The following is a 13,443-nucleotide window of genomic DNA, read 5'->3' on the forward strand; positions in this document are numbered from 1 at the left end:
GCCCTCAAGCGTGAATGAAGCGGTGCCTGTTGGCACCGCCCGTCTTACCAGGTCTGGGTGGACTTGAATTTTTCCACCAGGTCTTTCATCTTGCCTTTCAGCTCGTCGTTCCAGTCACCGGTCTCGTTGATGGTTTTCAACAGGTCGGCGCCTTCACTTTCGGCGTAGGAGAGCAGGGCAGATTCAAAGTCCAGAACCTTGTTCACTTCCACGTCTTGCAGATAGCCTTCGTTGGCGCAGAACAGTACCAGGGCCATTTGCGCGATGCTCATGGGCGAGTACTGGTTCTGTTTCATCAACTCGGTTACACGCTCACCGTGCTCAAGCTGCGCCTTGGTGGCTTCGTCCAGGTCAGAGGCAAACTGGGAGAAAGCCGCCAGTTCGCGGTACTGAGCCAGCGCGGTACGGATACCACCGGAGAGCTTCTTAATGACCTTGGTCTGAGCGGAACCCCCCACACGAGACACCGAGATACCGGCGTTCATGGCCGGGCGTACGCCCGAGTTGAACATGGAGGTTTCCAGGAAGATCTGACCGTCGGTAATGGAGATCACGTTGGTCGGTACGAACGCGGATACGTCACCGGCCTGAGTCTCAATGATCGGCAGCGCGGTCAATGACCCGGTTTTGCCTTTCACTTCGCCATTGGTTTTCTTTTCCACGTAATCGGGATTCACGCGCGCGGCGCGCTCGAGCAGACGCGAGTGCAAGTAGAACACATCACCCGGGTAGGCTTCACGGCCCGGCGGACGACGCAGCAGCAGGGAGATCTGGCGATAGGCCCAGGCCTGCTTGGTCAGGTCATCGTAAATGATCAGGGCGTCTTCACCGCGGTCGCGGTAGTACTCACCGATGGTGCAGCCAGCAAAGGCGGCCAGGTATTGCATGGACGCCGGGTCGGAAGCGGTCGCGGCAACCACAACGGTGTGGTCCATGGCGCCGTGCTCTTCCAGCTTGCGTACCACGCCGGCGATGGAGGAGGCCTTCTGGCCAATCGCAACGTAAATACACTTAATGCCGGAGTCTTTCTGGTTGATGATGGCATCGACCGCAATCGCGGTTTTACCAATCTGGCGGTCACCAATAATCAGCTCGCGCTGACCGCGGCCGATCGGCACCATGGAGTCCACGGCTTTCAGACCGATCTGAACCGGCTGGTCGACCGACTGACGCCAGATAACGCCGGGGGCGACTTTCTCGATCGCGTCGGTCTGCTTGGCATCAATGGCACCCTTGCCGTCGATCGGGTTACCCAGAGCATCGATCACGCGGCCTTCGAGTTCGGGGCCGACCGGTACTTCCAGAATACGACCGGTACACTTACAGGTCTGCCCTTCGGCAATACCCAGGTAATCGCCCAGGATAACGGCACCGACGGAGTCGCGCTCCAGGTTCAGGGCCATACCGAAACGACCGCCTTCGAATTCGATCATCTCGCCGTACATCACGTCCATCAGGCCGTGGATACGCACGATACCGTCGGACACGGAAACCACCGTGCCCTGGTTGCGGGCTTCGGCGGACACATCGAGTTTGTCGATGCGCTGCTTGATAATGTCGCTAATCTCGGATGGATTCAGCTGCTGCATGCTTTTTTCCTCAATCCTACGAATTGATTGCTTTGGCGAGTTTCTCTAAACGACCGCGCATCGAGCCATCGATCACCAGATCGCCGGCTTTTACAATAACGCCCGCCAAAAGCTCCTGATCGACTTCGGCCCGGACACTCACTTTGCGCTTGAGCTTTTCTTCCAACGCCTTGGCCAGGTTTTCCTGGTCGGCATCGGCCAGTTCGAACGCGGTGGTCAATTCCACTTCCACGGATTGCTCCTGGAGGTGTTTGAGCGCTTCGAACAGCTCGTGAATTTCCGGCAGAAGGATCAGCCGTTTGTTTTGAGCCAGAAGCTGAACATAGTTGCGCACTGGCTCACTCAGTTCATCACCACAGGCGTCAATCAGTGCCTTGGCCTGCTGGTCGGCCGACCGTGAAGGCGATGCTATCACCTCCACCATGGCGCCATATTGGCTGGCGCCGGCCAGAGTCGCCAGTTGCCGGGCCCAACCGCTCAGATCCTGCGCGTCCAGGGCGTATTGAAACGCCGCTTTGGCATAGGGTCGGGCGAGGGTAGTCAGTTCAGCCACGGTTCACCTCACTTAAAGATTGGCAGCCAGTTTGTCGACCATGGATTTGTGCTTGGTCTTATCGATTTCCGCTTCCAGCACTTTCCGTGCACCGGCCAGAGCCAACTCGGCCACCTGGGCCCGCAGTTTCTCTTTGGCGCGGTTCACTTCCTGCTCAACTTCGCCTTCAGCCGCAGTGCGAATACGCTCGGCTTCAACCCGAGCCTGCTCTTTGGCTTCTTCGACAATCTTGGCGGCGCGTTTGTTGGCGGCGTCGATAATAGCGGCGGATTCCTGCTTGGCTTCGTGCAGGTTTTTCGCTGCTTTCTCTTTGGCCAGCTCCAGATCCTTGTCGGCGCGATCGGCGGCGGCGAGGCCATCCGCAATGCGCTTCTGGCGCTCAGCCATGGCGTCGGTGATGAACGGCCACACGTACTTCATGCAAAACAGCACGAAGAATATAAACGCGATGGACTGTCCAATAATGGTTAAATTAATGTTCACGCCGATAACCTCTGTTCCAGTAAAGCTTTTGGCTTTAACCGCTCATCTCGCTCCGCTACCCGAAGGGCAGGGAAGACTGTGAGCGGCTTGGGGTTGCTGGGGTTCTCCGAGGTCTTACGCCAGGCCCGGTACGGTGACGAACAGGATGTACATGGCGATACCCACACCGATCATGGGAACGGCGTCAAGCAGACCGGCAATCAGGAACATTTTGCCCTGAAGCATCGGAGCCAGTTCGGGCTGACGGGCAGACCCTTCCAGCAGCTTACCGCCCAACAGCGCGAAGCCGATAGCGGTACCCAGTGCGCCCAGGCCAATCAACAGTGCAACAGCAATCAGTGCTAAACCCATGGTAGTTCTCCTCAGTTTTAAAACGATTTAAAGATAAAGTGAGTTGTTAAAAATCAATGTGTGAACTGGTCTTCTTCTTCCACATCGTGCGCCATGGCCATATAGACGATGGTCAGCACCATAAAGACAAATGCCTGCAGCGTAATGACAAGAATGTGGAAGATGGCCCAACCCAACTGCAGGAAACCGCCGAAAATACCGATCAGCAAGCCTGCGGAGTACATGGTGGCAATCAGGATGAAGATCATTTCACCCGCATAAAGGTTACCGAACAGTCGCAGGCCCAGAGAGATCGGTTTGGCGATCAGGGAAATGGACTCCAGAGCGAAGTTGATCGGGACCAGCAGGATGTTCACGAAAATATTGTTGGTATGGAAAGGGTGGAGGGTCAGCTCTTTGACAAAACCCATAAAGCCTTTCTTGGCGATGCTGTAGCCAATCATCAGCAGGAAGACCGTGAAACCCATGGACAGGGTGATATTGGGGTCCGTGGTTGGCACAATCTTGAAGTAAAAGTGACTATCGCCGGCGATCCACATGGCCAGGGAGGGAATCCAGTCCACCGGTATCAGATCCATCAGGTTCATCAGGAATATCCAGACAAAAATTGTCAGGGCCAGCGGAGCAATCAACGGGTTGCGATGCTGGAACCCTTCTTTGACGGTCTTGTCGATAAACTCAATGATGATCTCAACAAAGTTGAGCATGCCGGTGGGCACACCGGAGTGGGCTTTCTTGGCCGCCCAGCGGAAAATCAGGACGAACACCAGGCCCAGACCGATGGACCAGGCCATGGAGTCAAGATGGATGGCGTTGAAGCCCATGGCTTTCATGGCTTCAGAGCAGTAGGCAACGGTCCAGCCAGTGGACTCCTGTACCTGAGCGCCATCGCAATAGCTGCCGGCGGGCAACTTGCCATAGGTCCAGTTGGTCAGGTGGTGCTGAATATACTCGGTTGTCGTGGGAGTGTACTCTTCCGCTGCCATCCAATCGATCTCTCTGTTAAGTGAGTCCTAACCCCGGCGGCTGCGCATGACGCGCGCGATCACCAGGCTGGTGCCTATGTGTGTTACCGCAAATGCCAGAAAAAACAACCCTGGGCGAACCTCGTCCACCCGGAGAAAAACGGCGGCGAATAACGCCGCCGTCAATAAAAACTTGATGGTTTCCGCCCGATAAATGGCGTGAACCGCGACCTGTGACTGTCGCGCACCGCCCAGTCGCCGAACACCGTACCACGCGAAGCAGGCACTCGGGAGGGCACTGACTGACACTCCCCACAACAGGGAGATTCCCGTTCGAGCATCCAGCGCTACCACCAGCGCGGCCGCTCCCAGAAGCGGCACCCAGAGCAACAACAGGCGCGATAGAACCGGAGGCCGGGCAATCGTTATAGTGCGGCGCTGTTGTGATGGTGGCGTAGCGTTTGTCAAAAGCTCGTCATTCAGCCAGTGAATCCAGCCCGGGGCGGTAGCCAAATGGGCCGCAGCATTATAGGGATAAACCCCCCAAGCTTCAACCGGCGCCGCACTGAATTCGGGCACCGGCCATTATCGTCGGATCGCTCGTATTTGGCCCTACGTTATCCGACGCAGGAATTGCTAGCTCACTTGATGTGCTCAAGAATCCCGTCGAGCTCATCCAGATTGTTGTAGCTGATGACCAACCGACCCTTTCCTTTGGCGGTGTGCTGGATGTTCACTCCAGCGCCGAGGGTATCGGACAACTGCTCCTCAAGGCGGCGAATGTCCGCAGAGGGCGCCGCCGGTTTAACGGTTTTCTTGTCTTTCTGTTCCTGCAGGTTGCGCACCAGCATTTCGGTCTGACGCACGGACAACCCTTTGCCGACCACCTGCCGCGCGGCGTTGCGCTGGTCTTCGGCCTCAAGGCTAAGCAGGGCGCGGGCATGGCCCATTTCCAGATCACCATGCTCAAGCATGGTGGTAACTTCTTCGGTCAACGCAATCAGGCGCAGAAGGTTGGTTACCGTCGTGCGGGACTTCCCCACCGCCTGGGCGACTTCTCCGTGAGTCAGTTCAAACTCGTCTTGCAAACGTTTGAGGGCCATGGCCTCTTCAATCGGGTTGAGATCTTCGCGCTGAATGTTCTCAATCAACGCCATGGCAATGGCGGCTTCGTCCGGAACGTCGCGAATGACGGCGGGAATTTTGTCCAGCCCGGCCAACTGGGTCGCTCGCCAGCGGCGCTCCCCGGCAATGATTTCGTATTTTTCCGGACCGACCAGACGCACCACAATGGGCTGCATGACGCCTTGGGCCCGGATGGAGTCAGCCAGCTCTTCCAATGCTTCCGGGTGCATGTCCCGGCGGGGCTGGTAGCGCCCGCGCTGTATCATTTCCACCGGAATATGGGCGAGCCGTCCGTCCGCGAGTGCTTTTTCCACCGCCTCCGGAGTGTCCGGGGTGGGTGCGTCCGTCGGCGCCGACGTCACTCCCGCCCCCAATAGGGCGTCCAAGCCTTTACCTAAGCCTTTGCGTTTTCCCGCCATTGCCTTGCCCTGTTAAACCCTGACTGAGGATAAGTGTGTGTTCACGAAGCGGCGGTGGCCGCCGCTTTTTGCTCATTTTCGATGCGCCGGATCATTTCTCCGGCCAGTGCCAGATAGGCAATCGCGCCCTTGGACTGACGGTCGTAGCTCAATACCGGTTGGCCGTAGCTGGGGGCCTCGGCCAAGCGTACGTTGCGTGGAATGCAGGTACGGTAGAGGCGGTCACCAAAGTGCTGGGACAGCTGTGCCGACACGTCATTGGTGAGGCTGTTGCGCGGATCGTACATGGTGCGCAGCAGGCCTTCGATTTTGAGATTGGGGTTGAGCAATTCCTGGATTCGACCGATGGTGTTCATCAGCGCCGATAGCCCCTCGAGGGCGTAGTATTCGCACTGCATGGGGATAATCACGCCATCGCAGGCGGTCAGCGCATTGACGGTCAGCATATTGAGCGATGGCGGACAGTCGATGATGATGTAGTCGAAGTCGTTTTTAATGGTTTGCAGGCCGTCCCAGAGCAGGCGTTCTTTGCCGTCGAGGGAGAGCATTTCCACCTCGGCCGCGGTCAGGTCGCCGTTGGCCGGCAACAGGTGATATTGACCCGATTCGGACACTTGCAGGCATTCGCTCGCGCTCGCTTGGCGAGTCAACACGTCGTAGACGGTGAGGTCGAGCTCACTTTTGTCCACCCCGCTGCCCATGGTGGCGTTACCCTGGGGATCGAGGTCGACCAGGAGGACGCGTTTTTTGGTCGCGACCAGGGAGGCGGCGAGGTTGACGCAGGTGGTGGTTTTGCCGACACCGCCTTTCTGGTTGGCTACCGCGTAGATTCGGGTCAATTCGTTATCCTTTGGAGGCCGTCAAACACAATCAAAGCCGGGTATTGTGTGGCAAGCGGCGGCTGGGGACAAGTCCAGAGTAGCATTGGTCTTCACAAATCGGGCAGCTTTACCGGCTCCGGCCCGAAGGGAGAACGGCCTTCCCGAGACACGCCGTGAATACATCCCTGTAGGCTCGAATCGCGAATCCCGCGCTCCACGGTCTCGGGAAGGCCGTTCTCCCTTCGGGCCTCAGTGCTAAATTTGGAGAGTGAGCTTTTTGGCGTAGGGTTGGTAAGCGAAGCGCCACCTACCGTAACTTCAATTCCAACAGATGCCTTTCCCCGTCATTGCCCGGAACCTGCAATCGGTGGCTATCAACCAAACGAGCCCGTTTTTCCACGCCGGCTAACTCTTCCTGGGGATAAACCCCTTTCATCGCCATAAACAAGCCTTCGGGGGAAAGTAAGTGCTCACACCCATCAACCATGTCCGCCAAGCTGGCAAAAGCGCGGCTGATGACGATATCGAAGGGTTGTTCGGGCTTGAAGTGTTCGACACGGCGGTTTTCCACCGTGACGTTGTCCAGGCCCAGTTGGGTTTTGACGTGGAACAGGAAGCGGGTTTTTTTGCCGGCGCTGTCGAGCAGGGTGATCTGGCAATCGGGCAGGGCGATGGCCAGGGGGATACCGGGAAGACCGCCACCGGTGCCCACATCGATCAGGCGTTTCGGAGCTCGAACTTGCACATGTTTCAGGACACTCAAACTGTCCAGCAGGTGACGGTCGAGCATGGCCTCAATGTCGCGGATGGCGGACAGGTTGTAGGCCCGGTTCCACTTGTGGAATTCGTTGAGGTAGGTGAGCAGCTGTGTTTTTTGCGTGTTGGACAGTGTCAGCGCCAGGGCGCTAAGCCCGGCATCAAGCCGGGCACTGAGAGCGTCGGTCATGAGGCGCGGCTGGCCTCCCGCTGCAGAAGGCCGCGTTTTTTGAGGTGAATCAGTAGCAACGAAACGGCCGCCGGGGTCACGCCGGGCACTCGGGAGGCACGGGCCAGGGTGGCCGGACGAGCGGCATTGAGCTTTTGCTTCACTTCGTTGGACAGGCCTTCGACCTTGTCGAACTCGAAACTGTCCGGAATCAACGTCTGCTCGTGGGCGCGCAGCCGATCGATGTCATCCTGCTGGCGATCGATGTAGCCGGAGTACTTGGCATCGATTTCAATCTGCAGGGCAACGCGCTCGTCGGTCACCGGCTCGCCCTTGAGCCCGGCGATATCGGCGTAGCCGAGTTCCGGTCGTTTGAGCAACTCGAACAGGTTGTACTCGCGATTCAGCGGCGTGTCGATTTTGGTTTCGAGCGCCTTGGCTTCGCCGGAGCCAGCCTGAACCCAGGTGGTTTTCAGCCGTTCCCGTTCGCGGGCAATGGATTCGCGCTGTTCGCTGAACTGCGCCCAATGAGCGTCGTCGATCAGCCCCATCTCGCGGGCCTGTTCGGTCAGGCGCAGGTCGGCGTTGTCCTCTCGAAGCAGAAGCCGGTATTCCGCGCGGCTGGTGAACATCCGGTAGGGCTCCTGGGTGCCCATGGTAATCAGGTCGTCCACCAGCACGCCGATGTAGGCTTCGTCCCGGCGGGGGCACCAGGCGTCCTGCTCTTTCACGCGGCGAGCGGCGTTAATACCGGCCAGCAGGCCCTGGGCACCGGCTTCTTCGTAGCCGGTGGTGCCGTTGATTTGCCCGGCAAAATACAAGCCGGCAATGGATTTCGTTTCCAGGCTGTACTGCAGGTCTTGCGGATTGAAAAAGTCGTATTCAATCGCATAGCCCGGGCGGGTGATATGGGCGTTTTCAAAGCCTTTGATAGAGCGCACCAGTTCCAGCTGCACGTCGAACGGCAGACTGGTGGAAATGCCGTTGGGGTAAAGCTCCCGAGTACCGAGGCCTTCGGGCTCGATAAATATCTGGTGCGACGGCTTGTCGGCAAACCGGTGAATTTTGTCTTCGATGGACGGACAGTAGCGCGGGCCAATGCCTTCAATCACCCCGGAGTACATGGGGGAGCGGTCCAGGCCGCCGCGGATCACGTCATGGGTGCGCTCATTGGTATGAGTAATCCAGCAGCACATCTGCTGCGGATGCCAGTCCCGGGAGCCGCGGGCGGACATGACCGGGCGAGGTTCGTCGCCCCACTGCTCCTGGAGTTCGGAGAAGTCGACGCTGTTGGCGTCGATCCGCGGCGGGGTACCGGTTTTCAGGCGGTCCACCCGCAGGGGTAGCTCTCGCAGACGAGCCGCCAGGGCCTGGGCGGGGGGATCACCCGCACGGCCGCCAGCGTGGTTTTGCATGCCAATGTGAATTTTGCCACCGAGGAAGGTACCGGTGGTGAGCACGACGGTCGGGGCGAAGAACTTGAGCCCCATCTGGGTTACAACACCTTCGATGCGATCGCCCTGGACAATCAGATCATCCGCCGCCTGCTGAAATATGCTCAGGTTGGGTTGGTTTTCCAGCATTTCGCGGATGGCCGCTTTGTACAGGGCACGATCGGCTTGAGCCCGGGTGGCACGCACGGCGGGGCCCTTGCGCGAGTTCAATACTCGAAACTGGATGCCGGCCCGATCCGTAGCCATTGCCATGGCGCCGCCCAGAGCGTCGATTTCTTTCACCAGATGGCTTTTCCCAATGCCCCCGATCGCCGGATTGCAGGACATCTGGCCGAGCGTATCGACATTGTGCGTCAGCAGCAGGGTCTTACAACCCATGCGAGCCGCCGCCAGGCACGCTTCAGTGCCGGCGTGTCCGCCGCCGATGACGATAACGTCAAAGTGCTCCGGGTAATTCATATCAGGGGCCTCTGAGAGCTCAGCCGGTGAAAAGGGGAGGCATTATAGGGGCATAGCGGGCATTTGTACAAAAGTTGTTCAGTTTGTATACAGGCTAATTTTTCAGGTTAAACAATGATTAAGTAATGAATATATAAATATAGAGTTATATAGATAAGTATTTAATGATGTTGTTATATATGGTGAACCACTTTTCTGTGCAAAACTCTTAAAATTCCTTTTAAAACAACACCTTGGAAGCATAACAAACGGCGGGACAAGACGCGGGCAACCGGCTGACAAGCTGACCGGAAGCTGGTGATGAAAAGCCGACTTATCCAAGGATTTTAGAAATCCTGACTTATCCCCAATTTCATAGTCAGCTTTTACCCCCACAGACTCACAGGGTTATCCCCAGAAAAATTTTTACCGACGAAGAATCAATGAGTTATGGGATAAACCTGTGAACGAGTGTGGATAATTGCTGTAAGTTTGCCTTGTTGCCCTTCTGTACGATGTGGATAAGTGTCATCCACAGGTGTGAATAAGTCCGTATTGAGGGGGGATTGTCGGAAATCCCCGTTGGGTGTGTAATACCGTTCACGCCGCAATAGCTCAGTCGGTAGAGCAACTGATTCGTAATCAGTAGGTCGGAGGTTCGATTCCTCTTTGCGGCACCAATGTTGTTTTATACGCGGCTTGAGGGCGTAATGGGCATGAATGAGGCCACCGACGTTCTGGATTTCTGGTTTGTGGAGTGCGAGCCGAAGCACTGGTTTCAAAAGAATAAGCACTTTGATCGAGAAATCGAGCGGCGTTTTTCCGAGGTTCATCGTCGGGCCTGTGCCTGCGAGCTAGCGCCTTGGCGAGAGCAGCCGGAAGGGCGCCTGGCGGAGGTTATTGTGTTGGACCAGTTCTCGCGTAACCTCTATCGGGACCGCCCCGAGGCCTTTGCCCAGGACGCTCTGGCGCTGGCACTTGCCCAGGAAGCGGTTGCTGCTGGCGCGGACGGGGCTCTCGAGCCAACGCAACGGGCATTTCTCTATATGCCTTATATGCACAGCGAATCCTTGGTGATTCATGCGCAGGCACTGGAGTTGTTTGATCAACCGGGGCTGGAAAATAACCTGAAATTTGAGCGACGGCATCTGGAGATCATTGAGCGGTTCGGTCGCTACCCCCATCGCAACGCGGTGCTCGGAAGAGTGAGTAGCGAGGAGGAGAGAGCGTTTCTCAGGCAACCGGGGTCGTCGTTCTAAGAAGACCTATTTCCCGATACAGAATGAAGAGAAGATACGTCCGAGCAGATCATCGGAGGTGAATTGCCCGGTGATTTCACTCAGACACTCTTGGGCATCGCGCAGGTCTTCCGCCAGAAGTTCGCCGGCGGCGTGCAGGTGCAGCTGCTGGCGACCGTTGGCCAGGGCGGTGCGGGCACGCTCCAGAGCGTCCAGGTGCCGGCGCCGCGCGGTGAACTGGCTTTCACCGGTGTCGGTGTAGCCCATGACGCTTTTGAGGTGAGTTTTGAGTTCTTTCATGCCCGCGCCGGTTGAGGCGCTCAGCGCCAGGCACCGGGGGGCAGCCGAACGTTCACCACTGGGCTCGCCGGTCAGGTCGATTTTGTTGCGAATCAGCGTCAATTTGCCCGGGTCTGGCAACTGGCGGACGAATTCCGGCCAGATATCTGATGGATCGGTGGCGTCCGTGCTCTGACTATCGACCAGCAGCAAAATGCGATCGGCGTTGTGGATTTCCTTCCAGGCCCGCTCTACCCCGATTTTTTCCACCTCATCCGGCGTTTCTCGAAGTCCCGCGGTGTCGATCACGTGCAGGGGCATCCCGTCGATGTGAATATGTTCGCGCAGTACATCCCGGGTGGTGCCTTCGATGTGAGTCACGATGGCGCTGTCGCGCCCGGAGAGGGCGTTGAGCAGGCTGGATTTGCCGGCATTGGGTCGCCCGGCAATGACCACGTTCATTCCATCCCGCAGTAAAGCGCCCTGCCGGGCTTCGGAGAAAACCTGGTTGAGTTGTTCGGTGATGGTGTTCAGGTCGCTGGCCACCTTGCCATCGCTGAGAAAGTCGATTTCCTCTTCGGGAAAATCGATCGCCGCTTCCACATAGATACGCAATGCGATGAGTGCCTCTACCAGCGCGTCGATTCGAGTGGAGAAGGCCCCTTGCAGAGAATGGAGAGCGCTGCGGGCGGCCTGCTCACTGGAGGCGTCGATCAGGTCGGCAATGGCTTCGGCCTGAGTCAGGTCGAGCTTGTCGTTGAGAAAGGCGCGTTCAGAGAATTCCCCGGGCCTCGCCAGGCGAGCGCCTTGCCCGGTGGCGGCGCGCAGCAACCAATCCAGTATGACTGGGCCGCCATGGCCCTGCAGTTCCACCACATCTTCTCCGGTAAACGAATGGGGGCCGGGAAAGAACAGGGCGATACCCTCATCGAGTACATTGCCTTCGGGACTGTGAAAGGGCAGGTAGTGAGCGTGACGAGGCTTGAGCGGTCGCTGGGTGATGTGTTCGCCGATGGCTCGGGCCGTCGGGCCCGAGAGGCGCACGATACCGACACCGCCCCGCCCTGTGGCGGTTGCGATGGCGGCGATGGTATCGGTCGCGTTCGGATTCACGGTTTAGCTTTTCGACGGTTCCCGTTCAATCTGACGGGTAATGTAGTATTGCTGGGCGATGGAGAGGGTATTGTTGGTTACCCAGTACAGCACCAGCCCCGCCGGGAAGAACAGGAACAGGAAGGTGAAAACGATCGGCATAAACTGCATGATTTTCGCCTGGGTCGGGTCCGGCGGTGTCGGGTTCAGCTTGAACTGGATGAACATCGTCAGGCCCATCAGAAGCGGCAGGACGTAGTAGGGGTCCTTGACCGACAGATCGTGAATCCAGAAAAAGAATGGTGCGTGGCGCAACTCCACACTTTCCATGATCACCCAGTAAAGGGAAAGGAACACCGGCATCTGGATCAGGATGGGCAAACAGCCGCCGAGCGGGTTCACTTTTTCCTTTTTATAGAGCTTCATGAGCTCCTGAGACATCTTCTGGCGGTCGTCCCCATAACGTTCTTTCAACTCCGCCATTTTGGGGCTGAGTTTGCGCATCTTCGCCATGGACCTATAGCTGGTGGCGCTTAGCTTGAAGAAAGCTGCTTTAATAATAATTGTCAAAGCAATAATTGCGAGACCCCAGTTGTTCAGGTAGGTGTGCAACCAGTCCAGTACGGAGAACAGGGGTTTCGCCAACCACCAAAGCCAGCCGTAGTCGACGGTCAGGTCCAGGTAGGGCGAAATCTCCTCCAGCCGGGAGGTGTCTTTGGGGCCCGTATAAAAGCGGGCAGAGAGAACGCCCTGCTCACCGGGAGCCACCTGAGTGGCCGGGCTGGTGAAGCCCAACAAGAACATATCCCGGTTGCCCAATTGGCGTAGATGGTAGTGATGGGTCAGCTTCGGGTCCGGAATCCAGGCACTGGTGAAGTAGTGTTGGACCATGGCCACCCAACCACCTTCGGTTTGGGTTTTGAAGGACTGTTCCCGTAAGTCACTGAAATCGAGTTTTTTGTATTTTTCCTCCTCAGTGGTGATGGCGGCGCCGAGGAACGGGTTGATGGCAAACAGCCCTCCGGGCCCTTCGCCAGCGGCCGAGCTGTCTCGCTTGATCTGACCGTAGAGGTTGGCTTCCCAGGGCTCGGCGCTCTGGTTGTCGATCAGGTATTCGAGCTTTATCCGGTAGTCACCCCGACGAAAGGTGTAGCGCTTGGTGATGCTCACTTCGCCCTGCTGGAGTGTGAGGTCGACCTGAAGTTCGTCCTGGCCTTCTTTTAAGGAGTATTGTTGCTGGGCGGATTCAAATACCGGACGACCGTCGCTGGTATCGGTGGCATTGGCTCCCACCAGACCACTCTGGGCCACGTAGGTTTGCAGGTTGGTCTGGGTGAGCAAGACATAGGGGTTGTTGGGCTCGTTCAGTTCCGCATAGTGGTCCCGCAACGCTGAGTACACCAGATCCCCGCCCCGTGGGTCGATTTTTACAATGAGCTTGTCAGTCTGCACTTGTACCGGCTGAATGGCGCTCGGGTTGTTGTTGGCCGTGGTCGGAACGTCTTGTGACTCTCCTGGTGCGCTTGGGAGTTCCCCACTGTCGCGGGCCACGTTGGGCACATCGCCTTCCGGCGGTTGGCTGGTGTTGCTGGCACTTTCGCTGGGCTGGTTGAGGTCGGCCTGGCTTTCCTGAAAGTCGTTCCAGCGAATCACGAGGGTGAAGACGACGGCGCACATGGCCGCGATTAACAGAGGTTTTTGCCAATCCATC

The 13,443-nt window shown here is 57.5% G+C and carries 13 protein-coding genes and 1 tRNA gene; 2 read left to right on the top strand and 12 right to left on the bottom strand.

Features of this window, described 5'->3' with window-relative positions; translation table 11 throughout:
- Window positions 1–44: 44 nt before the first annotated feature.
- The 10 genes from atpA to mnmG form a co-directional block, all read right to left on the bottom strand.
- Entirely contained in the window at window positions 45–1,589 is a 1,545-nt protein-coding gene (atpA, locus tag G547_RS0110145) for a F0F1 ATP synthase subunit alpha (protein WP_027329767.1), read from the bottom strand.
- A 16-nt stretch (window positions 1,590–1,605) separates the two neighbouring features.
- Window positions 1,606–2,142, bottom strand: a complete 537-nt coding sequence (locus G547_RS0110150; protein ID WP_027329768.1) for a F0F1 ATP synthase subunit delta — start codon at window positions 2,140–2,142, stop codon at window positions 1,606–1,608.
- A gap of 12 nt (window positions 2,143–2,154) precedes the next feature.
- The gene (locus tag G547_RS0110155; RefSeq protein WP_027329769.1) at window positions 2,155–2,625 is read right to left on the bottom strand and encodes a F0F1 ATP synthase subunit B; all 471 of its coding nucleotides are present in this window, start codon (window positions 2,623–2,625) and stop codon (window positions 2,155–2,157) included.
- A 114-nt stretch (window positions 2,626–2,739) separates the two neighbouring features.
- Window positions 2,740–2,976 (bottom strand): F0F1 ATP synthase subunit C, encoded by a 237-nt coding sequence (atpE, locus tag G547_RS0110160; RefSeq protein WP_027329770.1) that lies wholly within the window; start codon window positions 2,974–2,976, stop codon window positions 2,740–2,742.
- A gap of 53 nt (window positions 2,977–3,029) precedes the next feature.
- A complete protein-coding gene (gene atpB / locus G547_RS0110165; protein WP_027329771.1) occupies window positions 3,030–3,962 on the bottom strand; it encodes a F0F1 ATP synthase subunit A in 933 nt (310 codons plus the stop codon).
- A gap of 27 nt (window positions 3,963–3,989) precedes the next feature.
- The gene (locus G547_RS22645; protein ID WP_051235209.1) at window positions 3,990–4,520 is read right to left on the bottom strand and encodes an ATP synthase subunit I; all 531 of its coding nucleotides are present in this window, start codon (window positions 4,518–4,520) and stop codon (window positions 3,990–3,992) included.
- 62 nt (window positions 4,521–4,582) lie between these two features.
- Window positions 4,583–5,485: a ParB/RepB/Spo0J family partition protein gene (locus G547_RS0110175; protein ID WP_027329772.1), complete on the bottom strand. Its 903-nt coding sequence runs from the start codon at window positions 5,483–5,485 to the stop codon at window positions 4,583–4,585.
- 41 nt (window positions 5,486–5,526) lie between these two features.
- Window positions 5,527–6,324: a ParA family protein gene (locus G547_RS0110180; protein WP_027329773.1), complete on the bottom strand. Its 798-nt coding sequence runs from the start codon at window positions 6,322–6,324 to the stop codon at window positions 5,527–5,529.
- Window positions 6,325–6,613: 289 nt separating this feature from the next.
- Window positions 6,614–7,252, bottom strand: coding sequence for a 16S rRNA (guanine(527)-N(7))-methyltransferase RsmG (gene rsmG, locus G547_RS0110185; RefSeq protein WP_027329774.1), 639 nt, complete (start codon window positions 7,250–7,252; stop codon window positions 6,614–6,616).
- Window positions 7,249–9,144 carry a tRNA uridine-5-carboxymethylaminomethyl(34) synthesis enzyme MnmG gene (gene mnmG / locus G547_RS0110190; RefSeq protein WP_027329775.1) on the bottom strand — a complete coding sequence of 632 codons (1,896 nt, stop codon included), beginning with the start codon at window positions 9,142–9,144 and terminating at the stop codon, window positions 7,249–7,251. The genes rsmG and mnmG overlap by 4 nt, the downstream gene beginning before the upstream one ends.
- A 583-nt stretch (window positions 9,145–9,727) precedes the next feature.
- Between mnmG and G547_RS0110195 the strand changes: the two genes are divergently transcribed.
- Both G547_RS0110195 and G547_RS0110200 read left to right on the top strand, forming a co-directional pair.
- Window positions 9,728–9,803 (top strand) — tRNA-Thr (locus tag G547_RS0110195).
- Window positions 9,804–10,382, top strand: coding sequence for a DUF924 family protein (locus tag G547_RS0110200; protein WP_245573459.1), 579 nt, complete (start codon window positions 9,804–9,806; stop codon window positions 10,380–10,382). It begins immediately after the preceding tRNA gene.
- A 6-nt stretch (window positions 10,383–10,388) separates the two neighbouring features.
- Here G547_RS0110200 and mnmE read toward each other — a convergent pair whose 3' ends face one another.
- Entirely contained in the window at window positions 10,389–11,753 is a 1,365-nt protein-coding gene (mnmE, locus tag G547_RS0110205; RefSeq protein WP_027329777.1) for a tRNA uridine-5-carboxymethylaminomethyl(34) synthesis GTPase MnmE, read from the bottom strand.
- Window positions 11,754–11,756: 3 nt separating this feature from the next.
- The gene (gene yidC / locus G547_RS0110210; RefSeq protein ID WP_027329778.1) at window positions 11,757–13,442 is read right to left on the bottom strand and encodes a membrane protein insertase YidC; all 1,686 of its coding nucleotides are present in this window, start codon (window positions 13,440–13,442) and stop codon (window positions 11,757–11,759) included.
- Between the last annotated feature and the right edge of the window lies 1 nt (window position 13,443).

Origin of the sequence: Marinimicrobium agarilyticum DSM 16975 (assembly GCF_000423345.1) — a bacterium.
Lineage (GTDB): Bacteria > Pseudomonadota > Gammaproteobacteria > Pseudomonadales > Cellvibrionaceae > Marinimicrobium > Marinimicrobium agarilyticum.

Excerpts from the sequence above, each read along its gene's own strand:
- atpA (WP_027329767.1), bottom strand. The coding sequence starts at position 1,589 with ATGCAGCAGCTGAATCCATCCGAGATTAGCGACATTATCAAGCAGCGC.
- atpE (WP_027329770.1), bottom strand. The coding sequence starts at position 2,976 with ATGGGTTTAGCACTGATTGCTGTTGCACTGTTGATTGGCCTGGGCGCA.
- atpB (WP_027329771.1), bottom strand. The coding sequence starts at position 3,962 with ATGGCAGCGGAAGAGTACACTCCCACGACAACCGAGTATATTCAGCAC.
- G547_RS0110175 (WP_027329772.1), bottom strand. The coding sequence starts at position 5,485 with ATGGCGGGAAAACGCAAAGGCTTAGGTAAAGGCTTGGACGCCCTATTG.
- rsmG (WP_027329774.1), bottom strand. The coding sequence starts at position 7,252 with ATGACCGACGCTCTCAGTGCCCGGCTTGATGCCGGGCTTAGCGCCCTG.
- mnmG (WP_027329775.1), bottom strand. The coding sequence starts at position 9,144 with ATGAATTACCCGGAGCACTTTGACGTTATCGTCATCGGCGGCGGACAC.
- G547_RS0110200 (WP_245573459.1), top strand. The coding sequence starts at position 9,804 with ATGTTGTTTTATACGCGGCTTGAGGGCGTAATGGGCATGAATGAGGCC.
- yidC (WP_027329778.1), bottom strand. The coding sequence starts at position 13,442 with ATGGATTGGCAAAAACCTCTGTTAATCGCGGCCATGTGCGCCGTCGTC.